The organism is Achromobacter animicus (assembly GCF_040775605.1).
GTDB lineage: Bacteria > Pseudomonadota > Gammaproteobacteria > Burkholderiales > Burkholderiaceae_B > Achromobacter > Achromobacter animicus.
This window is the reverse complement of sequence record NZ_JAYGJK010000001.1, coordinates 854,996-870,779: the sequence shown is the minus strand read 5'-3', so window position 1 is coordinate 870,779 and position 15,784 is coordinate 854,996. Positions and strand designations below refer to the sequence as shown.

The 15,784-nt window shown below is 62.1% G+C and carries 14 protein-coding genes, 1 tRNA gene and 1 pseudogene; 7 read left to right on the top strand and 9 right to left on the bottom strand.

Annotated elements, in window-relative coordinates:
• Window position 1: 1 nt before the first annotated feature.
• Together AB3147_RS03880 and AB3147_RS03875 are read left to right on the top strand one after the other, a co-directional pair.
• Window positions 2-1,384: an FAD-dependent oxidoreductase gene (locus AB3147_RS03880; protein WP_370881525.1), complete on the top strand. Its 1,383-nt coding sequence runs from the start codon at window positions 2-4 to the stop codon at window positions 1,382-1,384.
• Complete coding sequence (locus AB3147_RS03875) at window positions 1,381-2,508, top strand: NAD(P)/FAD-dependent oxidoreductase (protein ID WP_152383408.1); 1,128 nt, start codon at window positions 1,381-1,383, stop codon at window positions 2,506-2,508. Before AB3147_RS03880 ends, AB3147_RS03875 begins: the two co-directional genes overlap by 4 nt.
• A gap of 455 nt (window positions 2,509-2,963) precedes the next feature.
• On the opposite strand, the pseudogene AB3147_RS03865 reads toward AB3147_RS03875, so the two are convergent.
• The 4 genes and pseudogenes from AB3147_RS03865 to AB3147_RS03850 form a co-directional block, all read right to left on the bottom strand.
• Window positions 2,964-3,206, bottom strand: a pseudogene (locus AB3147_RS03865) (helix-turn-helix domain-containing protein); the annotation flags it as partial.
• A gap of 533 nt (window positions 3,207-3,739) precedes the next feature.
• Window positions 3,740-4,975, bottom strand: a complete 1,236-nt coding sequence (locus AB3147_RS03860) for a DUF7673 family protein (protein ID WP_152383407.1) — start codon at window positions 4,973-4,975, stop codon at window positions 3,740-3,742.
• The gene (locus AB3147_RS03855; RefSeq protein ID WP_152383406.1) at window positions 4,972-5,721 is read right to left on the bottom strand and encodes a ParA family protein; all 750 of its coding nucleotides are present in this window, start codon (window positions 5,719-5,721) and stop codon (window positions 4,972-4,974) included. The genes AB3147_RS03860 and AB3147_RS03855 overlap by 4 nt, the downstream gene beginning before the upstream one ends.
• Before the next feature lie 96 nt (window positions 5,722-5,817).
• Window positions 5,818-6,060 carry a hypothetical protein gene (locus AB3147_RS03850; RefSeq protein ID WP_152383405.1) on the bottom strand — a complete coding sequence of 81 codons (243 nt, stop codon included), beginning with the start codon at window positions 6,058-6,060 and terminating at the stop codon, window positions 5,818-5,820.
• 71 nt (window positions 6,061-6,131) lie between these two features.
• Between AB3147_RS03850 and AB3147_RS03845 the strand changes: the two genes are divergently transcribed.
• From AB3147_RS03845 to AB3147_RS03825, 5 genes are all read left to right on the top strand, one after another.
• Window positions 6,132-6,557, top strand: a complete 426-nt coding sequence (locus AB3147_RS03845) for a hypothetical protein (RefSeq protein WP_152383404.1) — start codon at window positions 6,132-6,134, stop codon at window positions 6,555-6,557.
• Between the two features lie 898 nt (window positions 6,558-7,455).
• Window positions 7,456-7,602: a hypothetical protein gene (locus AB3147_RS03840; protein WP_175157260.1), complete on the top strand. Its 147-nt coding sequence runs from the start codon at window positions 7,456-7,458 to the stop codon at window positions 7,600-7,602.
• A complete protein-coding gene (locus AB3147_RS03835; protein WP_152383403.1) occupies window positions 7,599-8,876 on the top strand; it encodes a DUF1173 family protein in 1,278 nt (425 codons plus the stop codon). The genes AB3147_RS03840 and AB3147_RS03835 overlap by 4 nt, the downstream gene beginning before the upstream one ends.
• Before the next feature lie 114 nt (window positions 8,877-8,990).
• Entirely contained in the window at window positions 8,991-9,350 is a 360-nt protein-coding gene (locus AB3147_RS03830; protein WP_227741350.1) for a hypothetical protein, read from the top strand.
• A complete protein-coding gene (locus AB3147_RS03825; protein ID WP_227741349.1) occupies window positions 9,347-10,291 on the top strand; it encodes a tyrosine-type recombinase/integrase in 945 nt (314 codons plus the stop codon). The genes AB3147_RS03830 and AB3147_RS03825 overlap by 4 nt, the downstream gene beginning before the upstream one ends.
• 24 nt (window positions 10,292-10,315) lie before the next feature.
• On the opposite strand, the gene AB3147_RS03820 is transcribed toward AB3147_RS03825, so the two are convergent.
• The 5 genes from AB3147_RS03820 to AB3147_RS03800 all read right to left on the bottom strand — a co-directional run bounded on the left by AB3147_RS03820 (window position 10,316) and on the right by AB3147_RS03800 (window position 15,550).
• Window positions 10,316-10,391: transfer RNA gene (locus tag AB3147_RS03820), tRNA-Lys, on the bottom strand.
• A 168-nt stretch (window positions 10,392-10,559) separates the two neighbouring features.
• Window positions 10,560-11,357, bottom strand: a complete 798-nt coding sequence (locus AB3147_RS03815; protein ID WP_175125593.1) for a MetQ/NlpA family ABC transporter substrate-binding protein — start codon at window positions 11,355-11,357, stop codon at window positions 10,560-10,562.
• Window positions 11,358-11,402: 45 nt separating this feature from the next.
• On the bottom strand, window positions 11,403-12,056 hold the full coding sequence (locus tag AB3147_RS03810; protein ID WP_105237380.1) for a methionine ABC transporter permease: 654 nt from the start codon (window positions 12,054-12,056) through the stop codon (window positions 11,403-11,405).
• Entirely contained in the window at window positions 12,013-13,101 is a 1,089-nt protein-coding gene (locus AB3147_RS03805; RefSeq protein ID WP_175125598.1) for a methionine ABC transporter ATP-binding protein, read from the bottom strand. The genes AB3147_RS03810 and AB3147_RS03805 overlap by 44 nt, the downstream gene beginning before the upstream one ends.
• A 223-nt stretch (window positions 13,102-13,324) precedes the next feature.
• Window positions 13,325-15,550 carry a glycoside hydrolase family 31 protein gene (locus AB3147_RS03800; protein ID WP_175125599.1) on the bottom strand — a complete coding sequence of 742 codons (2,226 nt, stop codon included), beginning with the start codon at window positions 15,548-15,550 and terminating at the stop codon, window positions 13,325-13,327.
• Window positions 15,551-15,784: the final 234 nt, after the last annotated feature.

Below are 15,784 nucleotides of genomic sequence, written 5' to 3'. Positions count from 1 at the left end.
CATGCCTCCCATGTCCGATGCGCCGCCGAGCGTGGTGGTGGTGGGCGCAGGACCCGCCGGCGTGCGCGCCGCACAAACGCTGCTGCGCCACGGAGTGCGGCCCGTCGTCATCGACGAGGCCGCGCTGCCCGGCGGCCAGATCTATCGCCAAAGCCCCGTCCCGCGCGGCACCGCACGCCAGCGGTACGGCTTCGAACATCAGCGCGCGGCCCGCATCCACGAGGCAGGCGCCCAATTGCGCCAGCAGGCCGACTACCGCGCAAACACCGCCGTGTGGAACACCGCGCCCGGCCACCTAGATCTCGTTACGCAAGACGGCGACTTGGATGAACTGCCCTACTCCCAACTGCTGATAGCCACCGGCGCCACCGACCGCGTTCTGCCCTTTCCCGGCTGGACCCTGCCTGGCGTCTTTTCGCTGGGCGGCGCCCAAATTGCGCTGAAGGGCCAGCATTGCCTGCTGGGGCCGCGCATCGTCTTCGCGGGCACCGGGCCCTTGCTGTATCTCGTCGCCTATCAATACGCGCGTGCCGGGGGCCAGGTGCAGGCCGTGCTCGATAGCGCGCCGCTGGCTGGCCAGGCACGCGCCCTGCCCGCGCTGCTGAATCAGGTGGGCACGCTGGCCAAGGGCTTGTATTACCTGGGATGGCTGCGCGCGCACGGCGTACCCGTGCACCATTCGGCAAGCCTTATCTCGGCCCGGGGCGAGACCCGCATCGAAAGCGCGCGCGCGCGCATCGTCGACGCCGAACGCCACATTGCCTGTGACGCGCTGGCAGTCGGCCACGGCCTGCGCGCCGAAACCCAACTGGCCGACCTGCTCGACTGCGATTTCGATTTCCACGCCGCCCAGCGCGCCTGGCTGCCGCGACGCGACGCCGACGGCCGCAGCTCGATCGCCGGCGTCTACCTGGCGGGCGACGGCGCGGGCATCGGCGGCGCCGCACTGGCCGAACTGGCCGGCGAACGCAGCGCGCTTGCCATGCTGGCCGACAGCGGCATCCGCGTCGACCCCAAGCGCCTGCGTTGGCTGGCGCGCCGGCAGGCCGCGCTGACGCGCTTTCGGCATGGTCTGGACCGTGCGTTCCCGCTGCCGGCCGCAGGCTCCGGCTGCGACGACAGCGTCATCGTCTGCCGCTGCGAGGAAGTGCGGGCGGGAGCGCTGCGCGCCGCCGCCGCGCAATATGCCATCGATGACCTCAACCGCCTGAAAGCCCTGACGCGCATCGGAATGGGCTTGTGCCAGGGCCGCCTGTGCCAGAGCGGCGCCGCCGAATTGCTGGCCGACTGCCGGAAAATCCCCCTGGCGGCCGTCGGCCGCCTGCGAGGACAGGCGCCCGTCAAACCCCTGCCGTTCGCAAGCTTTGACAAGAACCCGTCATGACACTGCTGCATACCGACGTCGCCATCATCGGCGCGGGCCTGGTCGGCGCCAGCGCCGCCTTGGCGCTACAGCGCGCTGGCGTCTCCACCCTGCTGATCGAACGCGACTTGTGCGGCGCGCGCGCCAGCGGCGTCAACTTCGGCGGCGTGCGCCGCCAGGGCCGCAACCTTGAACAGCTACACCTCGCCCAGCGCGCCCACGGCATCTGGGCACGGCTACCGGCGCTGATCGGTACCGACGCCGAATACGTGCGCACCGGTCATCTGAAACTTGCCCGATCGCAAGCGGACCTGGACAAACTCGTCGCCTATCGCGACAAGGTGCGCGACCTTGACCTGGGCCTGGAGATTCTGGACCGCGCCGCCCTGCGCCGGCGCTTTCCCGCGCTGGCGCCCGACATCGTCGGCGGCTCACTTTGCCCCGAAGACGGCCAGGCCAATCCTCGCCTGGTCGCGCCCGCCTTCGCCCACGCCGCGGCGCGCGCGGGCGCCCAACTGCTTGAGCACTGCGCCATCGCCCACGTCGACACCATGGCAAGCGACTTCCTGCTGACGGCCACGGACGGGCGCCGCATTCGCGCCGCCACGGTGATCAACGCCGCCGGCGCATGGGGCGCTGTCGTGGCCGGCTGGTTTGGCGACGTCCTGCCCTTGCAGGTCAAGTACCCCACCCTGCTCGTCACCGAACCGCTCACACCGCAGATCGGCGTGTCGCTGGGCGTCGAAGGTGGAGGCTTCTACGCCAGGCAGGTGGCGCGCGGCAATGTCGTCATGGGAGGCGGTTATGGCCATGCCTTGCCCGGCGATCGCAGCCGCCCAGGTCCCGCGGCCCTGGCCGATCTCGGCCGCACCGGCCCGGCCATTCTGCCCGCCCTCGCCCGCGCCAACATCATCCGCTGCTGGTCGGGAATAGAAGGCTATTTCCCCGACAAGAATCCCGTCATCGGCTTCAGCGCCAAGGTGCCGAGGCTGCTGCACGCCTTCGGGTTTTCGGGGGGAGGCTTTCAGATTGCGCCTGCGGTGGGCGAAGTCCTTGCACAAGCGGCCCAGGGACAGTGCAGCCTGAAGATGGCGGAGCGATTTTCAGTCAGTAGATGGAACGGATATCAAGCCTTAGGGAATTAGGCGCTTGCCGGCGGTTCCAATCGGCTCTGGCAATGTCGGAAGAATACTCATTGGATCGAACAAAGCCTTGATGCGCCGTTCAAATGCGAAAGCCTGAGTGAGTTTGTCCATGACTGCTACAGGGGATTCAAAATGGCACCCAAGCATCGATCACCATGGAATACCTGTTAATGAGGCCCCGGGCAAAAGGCACTCGCAGGTAGCCATGTGAGCCCCGCAATTCTCATTCTCCCTTTGTCTAACGATCGTTCAGAACTTCAGGATTTTCCGCAATCCGGACGGGGTTTGGCGAATTCCCGAGCGATGGCTTGCTTAATCTTATCCACCATGGCAGTCGGCATGTCATTGGGCGCCGGCGATCCGAACCACGCCACGGCCGAAAGTCTGGGCATCCCTGCCTCTGGGGCCGTCGGCACATTCGGCAACGCCGCCCTGAGTTCTGGGCTAGTGACGAACGCGAAAGCAGCGACTCGGTCGTAAGAGCCCGTATAGCCTAGAGAGCAAGAATCCTGGTGCGGCTCCAAAAGCGAGCGTCGCTGCTTGCGTGTGCGGTTAGCCTCGACCTTGAGCCACGACGAGTGCAGATAGCGTCTCACCGAGGTGCGCGATATGCCAAGTCGCTTGGCAATCTCTCGTAAAGAGCCATGATCGCGCAAATGCCAACGGCGAGTAATGCTGAGAAGACCCACGTCGATCACTCCTGTGTCCCACACGCGTACCGAGCAGGATGGTGTTCACGAGGTTGTTCGGACTTACATGCAAATCAAACGTAAAGGTGGTTCAACTCTGCGTGCAAATCAAAACCTAGCTCGTCTCAAAACTACCCGCGACATTACGCTTGGAACTAGGCAAAACTTTAGGCAGTTGACGCACGCGCCGTTTACGCGATGTCACTATGCGCAGTTGCAGCTGGGCGAATCGAATTCGCTTTGGATGCCAGAGAATCTGCGCCGAGAGGTGGGAGGCAGACCGACCGCTCTGGGTCGAGGTTGTGTGAAAACTCACCGTGCTGAGGGTCATGTCGGAAGTTGGCCTCTCAGATCAACTCAGGATCGACGATCGGAGTTGAGGGAAGGGTTTGAACACCCTCGAAAACAAGTCCATCACGAGTTTTCACACAGCCTCGGTCGTTATCGGCCCGACATACCTCAGCGGATCTGGGAATTAATTTTGGCCAAAGACTTTTCCATCGGATGGCTCCTCTTTCGGTGTTTAGCGGCTAAACGATACATCAGGCGTCGCACAGTGCCGGACGCCAAAGCGCAACCAGGGCCTTGAACTGCGCATGTACCTCGGTCCCCAGGGTATCGGGATACGCGCGTGTTTGGCGGATCAGGCCAATCACGACGAGCATGTCATCGGCTATCTCAGCGTCCACGCTCCAGATATCGGTCAGGTCGAAGCCACCGCACCTGGTCGCGTTCCACCACGAAAGCAGAAAGTCCGCCACCCGTTTGCTTTGGCCAGTATCACGCTGTGCGATGTTGATGAGGCGTGCCAGGGCATCAGTCCCTTTCTTTTGAAGCACCGGGTTTGCGCCTTCCCGTCGATGCTGCTCGAGGCGATCCATGCTTCGTTGGACTTCCGGGCCAACCGTGGGCGGTAGTTCGCCATTTTCGGGTGGGGTGCTTGGTTCTTTTGCATGGAACACATGGGTCGAACATTCCGCCACTACGGCGCGGGCTGTCGTCTCATCACGTGATGACTGTGGCGTCTCCTCCGCCAGTGCGTCTGACGACGCTCGCTTCGCACCTCCGGCTTTCCGAATCGCCTTCACCGCCGACCGCGTAGGCTTGGCCTCATTCGCGCTCAACAGATCTGCGACGGCCTCCGGTTGCTCACGGTGCGCGACGGCCAGTTCATTGGCGAGCGTCACATCAGTCACCTTCCCCGCCGCAACCGCTTCGGCGACGGGTTCGGGCAGCGTGAGTAGACCTGCATGATGGCTTACCCAGGCTTTCGATTTACCGAGCTGACGCGCTAAGTCGGCCCGGGACCAACCAGCTGACAGCTTGCCGCCGATAAAGTCCGCAATTTCCCGCGCGGTTAGGTTCTCGCGCTGCACGTTCTCCACGACCTGATCGAAGTCATCGAAATCCGGATCTTCGAACCCCGGCACCGAAGTCATCTCAGCGACCTTCGCTGCACGGAATCGGCGGTGACCGTGATTGATAATGAAATGTCCGGGAATTGTTGGATGCGGTCGCAACGACAAAGGAGACTTGATGGCACGCTTACCCTTGCGCTCTTGGCGTTTGAACGACGCAGCTAGCTCTGCGATGCTCTCCACGCTGTATCCCGGATTGTTTTTGCCGCGGGAGTTCTTTTCATCTTCGTGGATGAGACTAATGTCATAGGAGCCGGGTTCGCGCGCCTGGGGCGGCGCGCCGTCTAGCAGCGACGCCAAATCGCCCAGGCCGGCCAAGTCCAGGCCGCCGGCATCACCGTGTTTAGCGGCTAAACTCATTTCGCCACTCCCATCGTTTGCAGGACGTGATTGCCGAGGGCGCGCATCTCCGCGCCTGCTGCCCGTGCCGTTGTCTTCCTGCTCTTCCAGACGGGTTCGCCCGCAGCCAGTGCCTCTGCGACGCTAGTGCGCAGACCCACCACAACTGGGGCCAGAAGTTTGCCGTGCGCAGCTTGTACCTCGGCAAGATGTTTGACCTGACGCGGGTTACGGCGGTCAACCCGGTTCGGCACAATACCCAGGAAGTGCAGCTTCGGGTTGTGCTGCTTGGCCCCGACGATCACGCGCATCATGTCTTTGATGCCCTCGATGCTGTAGTCCTCCATCTCGACTGGACTGATCACCGCATCCGCGGTGCGCAGTGCAGTAATGGTGGCGATGCCGATGCTGGCGGGCGTGTCGATCACGCAGAGATCAAAGCCCCGCGTTTCAAATTCGCGCAGGTTTACCTGGAAATTTCGAAGTGCTCGCTCGAGGGGCATGTAGATGACGTTGGCCAGAAGCCGATCTGCGTGCAGCAGGGCAATAGGGCCTGGGGCGTCGCGAACGACCGGCATCTCATCGAGAAACAGTGCGCTCGCCGGTACCTCCAAGCGGTGCTGACGCATGGTCTTGGAGAGGTTCCCGGTGTCCAGGTCCACTACGAGTGTCTTGAGCCCCCGTTCGGCGGCGTGAAACGCAATGTGGATGGCATCAGCGGTCTTGCCGACACCACCTTTGTTCTGTGCGATTACAACAGTTCTCATGTTTGCCATTCCTCTGTCCTTGTGAGGTACGGATGCACAGCAGCCAACGCGAGACTCCGTGTTTAGCTGCTAAACACCGAAGATCATCGGCCGTCCCTACGGTTTTTTAGCGGGAACAGCGGAAGTTTGATTGGATCGGTCGCGGGGGACGTCTATGGCAGCGAAGTAGTCAGCCAGGGCCTGAACCGTCTGGACTCCTGGATTCTTCACCTCGCCGTAGCGGATCTTACGGAGATTGCTCAGCGACACGTGCGTCGCGTCGGCGACTACGCCGAGTTCGTTGTACGGGACGGCGCGGAGGCGGGATAACACCCGGTCAAAAAATTGAAGTTCGCTCATGCAAGCGATTCTAACCCGTATTTGGGTTATTTCAACCCACATATATGCACGCCGGCGCGGCATAGTTCCGTATGGCAAAAAAAGCTACAGAACTCGTCGGCACGAACGTCGATCAGCTCATGCGTACGGCTGGTCTATCTAATGCCGCGCTTGAGAAGAAAACGAACGGCCGCCTGACGCGGTCGACGGTTGACCGTGTTCGTCGCGCGCAGGGAAGCGCAGGAGTGGAAAGCGTTGCGGAAATCGCACGGGCTTTTGGTTTGGACCTTTGGCAATTGTTTGTCGAGGACCTGGATCCGGCACATCTGCCGTCGTTAATGACCGAGCCCGTGGCAGGAACCCTGCCCCTCTCAAAGGAAGAGCAAACTTTGTTGGAGTGCTTCCGCACCCTCAATCCTGCATTCCAGCAGCTGATTTTGAACGATATAGAACGTTATTCAGAGGCTGAGCGTCAAACGCTTGCAAAAAAGGGGGAATCCCCCAAGCGACGCGCATAGATTCCCGCAATGGCGGATCGAAACCACGACGGGTGCCACTGTCTACTGGTTGGATATAGGTACAAACGGCAGCTTGCGGCCGAAATTTAGGCCTTTTGTTACCAAATACGAAAACAATGTCCTTTTGTTCGCCCCTAACTCGGCTAGAACACGGCTGCCTTAGTAAACCCATATTTGGGTTGACAACGTTTATTTACGGGTTATCATGTTCGCACACACCCAAATATGGGTTGCCGCTCTTTAACAATACGCACAGAAGTAACGTCCTGCGCCGCCCGAGAGGGCGCCGCAGAAGGGGAGTTGGCTGCGAACACGGAAAGCCCCGGGGACGAAAAGAAGCAGCAAAAATCTAGGGGTCCCGTAGAGGCCCGTGAAGTCCGGCCAGGTGCGGCAAGCATGTGGTTGAAAAAATCTGTTCAGGCGCAGAGCCTGGAAGACCACCTAGATCTCGAGATGAGGCAGGAAGGGATCAACGATCCCGCCTTCCCACCAGCCCTTCGAGTGAAGGGCGCGAGCGCCTAAGCAGAATGTCTATGCCCTCCGTGGCGAGTAACGGCGGGGCGAACACCCGGCCGGGAGAACAACTGGCCTGCGCCGTGCAAGTCGGCAGGAATCCGCCAGCGTCGTGGTATCTCGCTGGCGGCATCCGAATCGGCGTTCAGTAATCGACTGAGAGGTGTTTAGCAGCTAAACGCCTCCGGCTGAGCGCTCCGATTCGGATGTGTACGCTCCAAAGTCGCAGCAAGGCCGATACGCCTTCTGCTGTTTAGCGCCTAAACACGCTGCCATCACTTGCAGGAGGGAGGACGACCCGACCTTACGTCGGCCTCTGCATTCTGGCGACGCGCTCGCGTCTGCATGTGCCCCCCTCATCCGCCATCTCGCACATGAAATCTTGATGAAGCAATTTTTCGTCTGGACGATCGCCGCGTTGATCTTCGCGGCGGGCTACGCGCTCTACCTCATCTATTCCGATGTCAAAGACGTCTGCGCAAAACAGCAATTCGTGAGCACAACGCTTTGTGCCACCTTGGGAGGCAAATGATGGACCGCAAGGTTTACCCGGTGGAAATAACGCTCGGTCCCAACAAACGCCCTTACTCCCCTGAGTTTCAAACGCTGGACGAATACAAGGAGGGTTGGAAGCGAGTCCTGCTGATGGCTCATGGAAAGGCGGACGTGCGCTGCACGTGCCCCGGTGCCGGTGAAAAGCGCCTCTCAATTCACAGCAGGGCCAATTCCGACAGGTTCCATCTCGCCCGCTTTCCAGAGACGGGCGCCGAGCATAGCGAAGACTGTATCTACTACGGCGTCGATCCCAGCATGTCCGGCCTTGGCTCCTATCGCCGCGGTGTCGTGCAGGAGCTGGATGACGGCGCAGTGAAGATCAAGCTCAAGGTTGGGCTGCAACAGCGCGCGGCTGTCGCGCCTGATGAAAGCAACAATGCCGGACTGGCCGAGACGAAGGTCGCCACCCCTCGACCCCGGTCCGGCCAAGCAAGCATGACACTGCTCGGCCTGCTTCATTTCCTCTGGACGCAAGCCGGCCTGAATACGTGGACTCCCGGCATGGAAGGCAAGCGCAACCTCGGCGTGGTTCACCACCACCTGATGCGTATCGCGACATCGACCTATGCAGGCCGCGCTCGACTGTCGCAAAACCTCGTGATTGCCACGCAGCCCGGCTCGGGGCAGCAGGCGGGACACAACAAGGCTAAGAGTCTCGAAGCGATCACACAGCGCCGCCGCCTGGTCATTGTTGCGCCGCTCGCCCAGCATCAGGAAGGAATGGACGGCAGTGAAGTACTGCCTATCGCCGGGTTTCACGGCATACCTTTCATGGCCTTGGACGAAGGCATCTGGGCAGCGCTCGAGCGCCGCTTCGGCCGCGAGATTGACGCTTGGCGCGCTGGAAACCCAATCATCGCGGTTGCGCAAACAGATCCGCCGAAATCCTCGGCGGGCAACATGCGAGCGCAGGTCGTGGACATCGCGCTCATGCAGATCACGCGTGACTGCATCCCGGTCGATTCGGGGTATGAAGTTCTGATCGCTGAGAAGCTCGTTGCGGAGAAGCGCCGATTTGAAAAGCCCCTGCGATTCGACGCAGGCGAAGACGCGGTCTTTCCCGACTTTTGGCTGCGCGACCTGCCTGAGCCGATCCCCCTTGAAGTTTGGGGCATGTCCGGCACGGATTACTTGTCGCGCAAAAAAGAGAAGGCTGCGCACTATGACGAAACATTCGGTGCCGGAGGCTGGTGGTCGTGGAATGCCGCGATCGGTGACCCAGTGCCCGAATTGCCCCCCAAAACCGCCTAGATGCTCCCCGTGAGGTGCCACCATTGCCGCCATGGTTCTGCATGAACTGCTTCCGACAGGCGCGGGCGGATGAGTCGACCCCTCGGGTATGCATCCAATTTAGAGGTGTTCACGATGCTCAATGCACTTTCCGTGCAGACCACGGATGAAAAGGCGCTCACGCTGCATGAAGCCGCTGAACGCCTCAATGTTTCCTACAGCACAATCTTCAGCTATCGCAAGGAACTTGGATTTCAGCTTAGGGCGCGTGGCGCCTGGCGGATCTGGCCTTCGCGCCTTGCTGCATTCTCGGAAAAGAAGAACAATGTCACCCAGCTATCGCTGCGGGTCTTGGGAGAAGCACCATGCCCATCCGCAAAGATGAAACCTCAGGTATCTGGCAAGTTGATATCCGCGTCCCAGGCCTCCCGCGAGTTAGATGCTCTTCTGGAACATCGGACAGGCAAGCCGCGCAGGAATATCACGACAAGTTGAAGGCTGATTTGTGGCGCCAAGCCAAGCTCGGTGAGCAACCCGACCGCTTGTATGAAGAAGCCGCTGTACGGTGCCTTCGACTTTGGGACGGCCTGCGAGACTACGACAGCAAGGTCCGGCACATTGCCTACTGGCGCACGCAGTTCTCTGGACGCGCCATTCGCTCTTTAAAATTCGACGAGATCGCGGACAAGCTGCCCACTCACACGACGCACCGTCATCGGAAACCCACTCCAGTCAGCGCAGCTACGAAGAATCGTTATCTTGCAACGATGCGCCGAATGCTCAAGCTATGCGAGGAGTGGGATTGGATCGACAAGTGTCCCAAGTTCGCCGAGTTCGTCGAGCCCGATAATCGAGTGCGCTGGGAACCAAAGGACGTTATCGGCCGCTTGATTAGCGCCATGACGCTCGAATGGATGCGGGACGTGAGCTTGGTCGCAGTAGCCACCGGTATGCGCGAGGACGAACTGCTCTCGCTCAAGCCAAGCAACGTCGACATGCCGCGCTCCAATGCCTGGGTCATCGCAGAAGAGGCGAAATCCGGTTACGCACGTTCTGTGCCGCTCAACGCGGATGCTCTTGCAGTCCTGCAGCGTCGGATTCCCAAGGCGAAGAAGTACGTCTTCGAGAGGCCGTCGCGCGACGGCCTCGTCCGCAAGATTGGTCAGGTCGATGCGCGCTGTCTTCGCCGCGCTTGCGCAGAAGTTGGCATTGACGACTTTCACTTTCACGACCTACGGCACACCTGGGCCAGCTGGCATGTACAGGCTGGCACGCCGCTCATGGTGCTGAAGGACCTCGGCGGTTGGGAGACACTGGACATGGTGCAGCGATATGCTCACCTGGCCCCGTCTCACCTCGCGCACCATTCGGCCACGGTCGAATTTTGGTCAAAGTCAGAACGCCAAGAAAAAACGCCGCTTGTAGAAGCGGCGTAAGTTCTTGATACTGCAAAGTTTTGATGGTGGGTTGTGCGAGACTCGAACTCGCGACCAACGGATTAAAAGTCCGCTGCTCTACCGACTGAGCTAACAACCCGACCGAAGCCCGAAATTATGGCGGATTTCAAAGGGCTTGTCAAAAAATGACGGCTGGTCGTGTTGCAGGCCCGATCCGTCCGCAACACACTCACCGCAATCCGCAACGCAACCTGCAAAAAAACGGCCGCTCACGGCGGCCGTCTTCAAAACGCATCCAGCGCCCAAATTACCAGGCAGCGACCACGGCGCCCTTGAACTTGGTCTGGATGAATTCCTTCACAGCGGGGCTGTGATAGATCGAGACCAGCTTGGCGAACTCGGGACGGTCCTTGTCCTTTTCACGCACGACCAGCACGTTGGCGTACGGCGAATCGGGCGATTCCTGGGCGATGGCGTCCTTGGTCGGGTTCAGGCCGGCTTCCAGCGCGAAGTTGGTGTTCACGGCCGAGGCGTCGGTGTCGTCCAGCGAACGCGGCAATTGGGCGGCGTCCAGTTCGATGAAGCGCAGCTTCTTGGGGTTTTCGACCACGTCGATCGGCGTGGCCTTCAGGCCCGCTTCCGGACGCAGCTTGATCAGGCCATTGGCCTGCAGCAGCAGCAGCGCACGGCCGCCGTTGGTCGGGTCGTTCGGCAGCGCGATGCGGGCGCCTTCCTTCAGTTCGGACAGCGACTTGATCTTCTTGCTGTAGATGCCGATCGGGAAGATCACGGTCTTGGCGATGCTGACCAGCTTGTAGCCGCGATCAGCGTTGGCGTTGTCCAGGTAGGGCTGGTGCTGGTAGCTGTTCAGGTCCAGGTCGCCCGCGGCGAGCGCCACGTTGGGCTGCACGTAGTCCGAGAACTCGATGACCTGCAGGTTCAGACCCTGCTTGGCGGCTTCGGCCTTGACCACATCAAAGATCTGGGCGTGCGGGCCGGCGGTGACGCCAACCTTCAGGGGCTTGTCCTGAGCCAGCGCGGGCTGGGCGAAAACGGCGGCGCCCAACGCGAACGCGGCCAGCGACTTCAAAACCTTGATGCTCATGTTGCGATATCCCGATATGACGGAAGTAGGAAAAAACAAAGTGGATCAGCGATGCGACATGCGGCGCACGAAGCGGTCGCCCAGGCTCTGGATGGCCTGCACCAGAACGATCAGCACGATCACGACCGCGGCCATGACGTCGGACTGGAAGCGCTGGTAGCCGTAGCGGATCGCCAGGTCGCCCAGCCCGCCGCCGCCGATGGCGCCGGCCATGGCCGAATAGCCGATCAGGCTGACAACGGTCACGATGGTGGCGGCGATGAGGCCCGGCAGGGCTTCGGGCAGCAGCACCTTCATGATGATCTGCATGGGCGAAGCACCCATCGCGCGCGCTGCGGTGACCAGACCCGGATCGACTTCGCGCATGGCGTTTTCGGCGATGCGGGCCATGAACGGAATCGCGGCCACGGACAAGGGCACGATGGCGGCGGTGGTGCCGATGGAGGTCTGCGCCACCAGCCGCGTGAACGGGATGATCGCGACCATCAGGATCACGAACGGCACGGAGCGGGTCGCGTTGATGATGGCGCCAAGCACGTGGTTCACGGGCTGGTTTTCAAGCATGTTGCCGCGCGCGGTCACCGTCAGCGTCACGCCGAGCGGAATGCCGATGACCACCGCGATGGCGCTGGCCACGCCCACCATCAGCAGGGTGTCAAGCAGCGACGTAATAAGCAGGTCGATCAGTTGCGGACTCATGAGCTATTTCTTCAACGGTAATGTCACGGGCGTTCAGGGCGGCGATGCCGTCCTTGAGCGCGGCGGGCGCGCCTTGGGCCAGCACGAACATCGTGCCCACGGCCACGCCCTGGATGTCTTCGACGCGCGCCTGCACCAGGCCCACGTCCAGCGCGAACTGCCGGGTCAGGTCGGACAGGAAGGCGCCCGATGCGTCGGTGCCGGTCAGAGACAGGCGCAGCAGACGCACGGCCTGGCCGGGCTTGGCGGCGGTAAGCGCGCGGATGCGTTCCTGGACAGCGGCCAGCGTGGCGTCGGTCAATTCCGACGCGGTGGCGGCCGACACCATGTTGCGCGTCACGTCGTGGCGCGGCTGGGCGAACACTTCGCGCGTGCTGCCCACTTCCACGACCTCGCCCTGCGACAGCACGGCGACGCGGTCGCAGACCTCGCGCACGACTTCCATCTGGTGCGTGATCATGACCACGGTCACGCCGGTCTTGCGGTTGATGTCGCGCAGCAGCGCCAGGATGTTGTGCGTCGTTTCCGGATCGAGCGCAGAGGTGGCTTCGTCGCTCAGCAGGACGTCCGGATTGTTGGCCAGCGCCCGGGCAATGCCGACACGCTGCTTCTGGCCGCCGCTGATCTGGCTGGGGTAACGGTCGCGCAAATGCTCCAGGCCCACCAGCGCCAGAAGGCGTTCGACGCGCGCCGGGATCTCGGCCTTGGCCACGCCCGCGATTTCCAGCGGCAGGGCCACGTTGCCGTACACCGTGCGGCGCGACAGCAGGTTGAACCCCTGGAACACCATGCCGATGCGGCGGCGCTGTTCTCGCAGTTGCGCTTCGTTAAGGCCCGTCAGGGCCTGGCCGCCGATGGAGATGTTGCCTTGGTTGGGACGTTCCAGCAGGTTGATGCACTGGACCAGCGTGCTTTTACCGGCCCCGCTGGGACCGATGATGCCGAAGACCTCGCCCTGCTCGATGTGCAGGTTGATGCCGCGCAGCGCCTGGAATTCTCCGTGCGGCGTGGCATAGGTCTTGGATAGGTTCTCGATGTGAATCATGGCAAGCGATTTTGTATCTTTTCTCTTCTAAAGAGAACGACCGTTTTTTCCGTTTTTAATAACTACAAGTAATATGATTTGCCGACGCGGCCCCGCTGCGCTTCTCAAAGAAGGCGCAAGTGCCCCGACAACGGCGATCCGGCAAAGACACAAAGGGCAGCCGGGAAGGAAAGCCTTCCTGACTGCCCTTTCAATTGGCGGCCGACGGGCGGCCGATCCGGGTTCAGCGAGCGCGCGAAATGCGGACTTCCGCGCCGCGGCGCTTCACTTCCAGGCCTTCGGACGGCGAAATCCGCAGCCCTTCCAGCCCCTTGATGTAGCTCGAGCCCTGCATCTGCATCACGCGGATCTTGTTGCGCATGACGACCGGGTTATGCACCGGCATGCCGAACATCCAGACCTCGTCCAGGATACGGGCCGAGTTGAACTCGCCCGTATGCTGCGCGGCCGGTCCGAGACAGAGCATGTGACCTTCGCGGCCAAACACCGGGAACTGGCCCAGCTCGCAATCGATGGTCCAGGTGGTCCCGCCTTCGTAACGGTGGCCGGTGTTCAGATCCCACCAGGCCTCGCCCTTGGGCAGGTAGACGCGCACCTGATTGCCCGGTTCGGTGACCGGCGCCACCAGCAGGGCCGGACCCAGCAGGTATTGCAGATCCCATTCGTGGGCGTGCGGATCGTTCGGGAACGACAGCGCCATGGAGCGCTGCACCGGCAGGCCGGTACGGGCCGAGTCCTCGATGGCGCCCAGCACATAGGGCACCAGGCGGTAGCGCCACTGCATCCAGGTCTTGGCGTGGGACAGGGTTTCGTCGCCGAAATCCCAGGGCATCAGCCCTTCCACGCCTTGGAACGAGAAATTGGCCGAGAACACGCCGGCGGTCAGCCAGCGCAGGTAAAGCTCGGACGTCATACCCGAACGATCACGCGCGGCTGAACCGATGTTGTGCACCTGGACGGGCACGCCGCTCGAACCGATCGACAGGGACGTGCGCAGCGTGTGGCGCAGGCCTTCCCAGGTGTTGTCGACCTGGGGCCCCACCTGCCACGGCAAGCGCTGGGCCGCCGGAAAGAGGTCGGCGCTGGGCACCACGCCCTCGGGCGGCACCTTCAGTCCGGCGACCGCGTCGAACAGCGCGCGGCGCACCAGCAAGGGGTACATGGAGCGCAAGGCCGGGCCGGTCTCGCCGTTGCGGGCGGTCACGCCATCGGGGATGGCGATCTGCGCGTCGCAGGCGGGCGCGTCCAGGCCGTCTTCCACCAGTTGGCGGTGACGCTCGACCCACAGGTTGTAGATGTCGCGGTAGGTCAGGTCCAGCAGGCCGTAGGGCTGGCCGGACGTGGCGGCGTTGCCGTCGAACACCTGGGCGGCGCCGTCGTCCTTGGTCAGCAGCCAGCCGCGGTCTTCCAGTTCTTCAAAGAGCGGACTGGTCTTGATGACGCCCGGAAAGCCGGAGGCCGCCACATGCACGTTGTGCTTGTGAAAGAGCGCCAGCATCTGCTTGGCGTCGGGAAAGCGCTGGGCGTCCCATTCGAAAACCGTTTTGTCCGCCTGAAAGCCCCACGCGATCGGCTGGGCCAGCGTCACGGCGTCGACGGGAATCTGGTTTTCGCGCATGCGCGCCACCAGGGCGACCGTCTGCGTCGGCATTTCGCCGGCGGCCTGCTGCAGCCACGCGCCCATTGCCCAGAGGACGGGCTGGCCGGCGCGGCCGGTCAGCGCGGTGTATTGATTCAGGATTTCGGCGGGTTCGCCGGCAAAGAGGAACAGGTCCAGCACGGCGTCGTCGACGGTCAGCACATAGGCCGAATCCGCGGGCGCGACGCCCACCGAATGTTCCACGCGGCGCATCGTATTGGCGTAGACGCCCCAACCGCGCGGGCTCCATGCCAACGGCAGCGCACGATGCTCGGGGTCGTCGGAGACCACCGATTCCTCGCGGCGGTTCAGGTCCCCGGGCGTTTCGCCCAGGCCGAACACCCGCTCGTCGGCAGCCAGCGTGAAGCCGGCCGTCCAGACAGCGTCATCGGCCTGGTCCAGCGCGTTGTACCCGAATGCGGGCGTATGCGCGGAAACCTCGGATTCGAAGACGCGGTCTTCGTTGCGGTACAGGGCGACGCGCACAGGGTTGGTCTGAATCTCCAGGGCGACGTCGCCCTGTGTGATTCGCCAGCCGTCCCCGCTTTCGCGGGGCGCGATGGTAGCTTCGCCCACCGCCTCCTGGCGTGCGAGCAGCATTTCGGCCACGGCGCGCACGCGCGCGCCGGGCTTGTCATCATTGAAGTGGTTCGCCTCGCCGCAGCGCAGGCGAAAAACTCCAGGCGCATGCGCCTCGACTACCAGGTGCAACCCATCGCCCGCGTCGAAATCGATGCGACTGGGGCGGGACGTCAACAGCTCGACATTATCGAGCTGGGTAGTATGGGCAAAGTCGAACTTGGGCGGCACAGAGCATCCCCCGGCTTAAGCCAAAAACCATCAAAAGACGCTATTTTGACGGATTTGAGCTTTGAAATAAACTCGATCCCTCTTTTGGACGGTTAATTCATCCAAAAAAGGGGCATGAAGCCCTTGGCCTGCGCCAGGCGCGCAGACGCCGCCGAGTCGCCGAATTGCCGTCCCGAAAGGTCAATTGCGGCCTATTCGCGCCAAATTCCGGCAATTCTTACAATTCTACGCCAG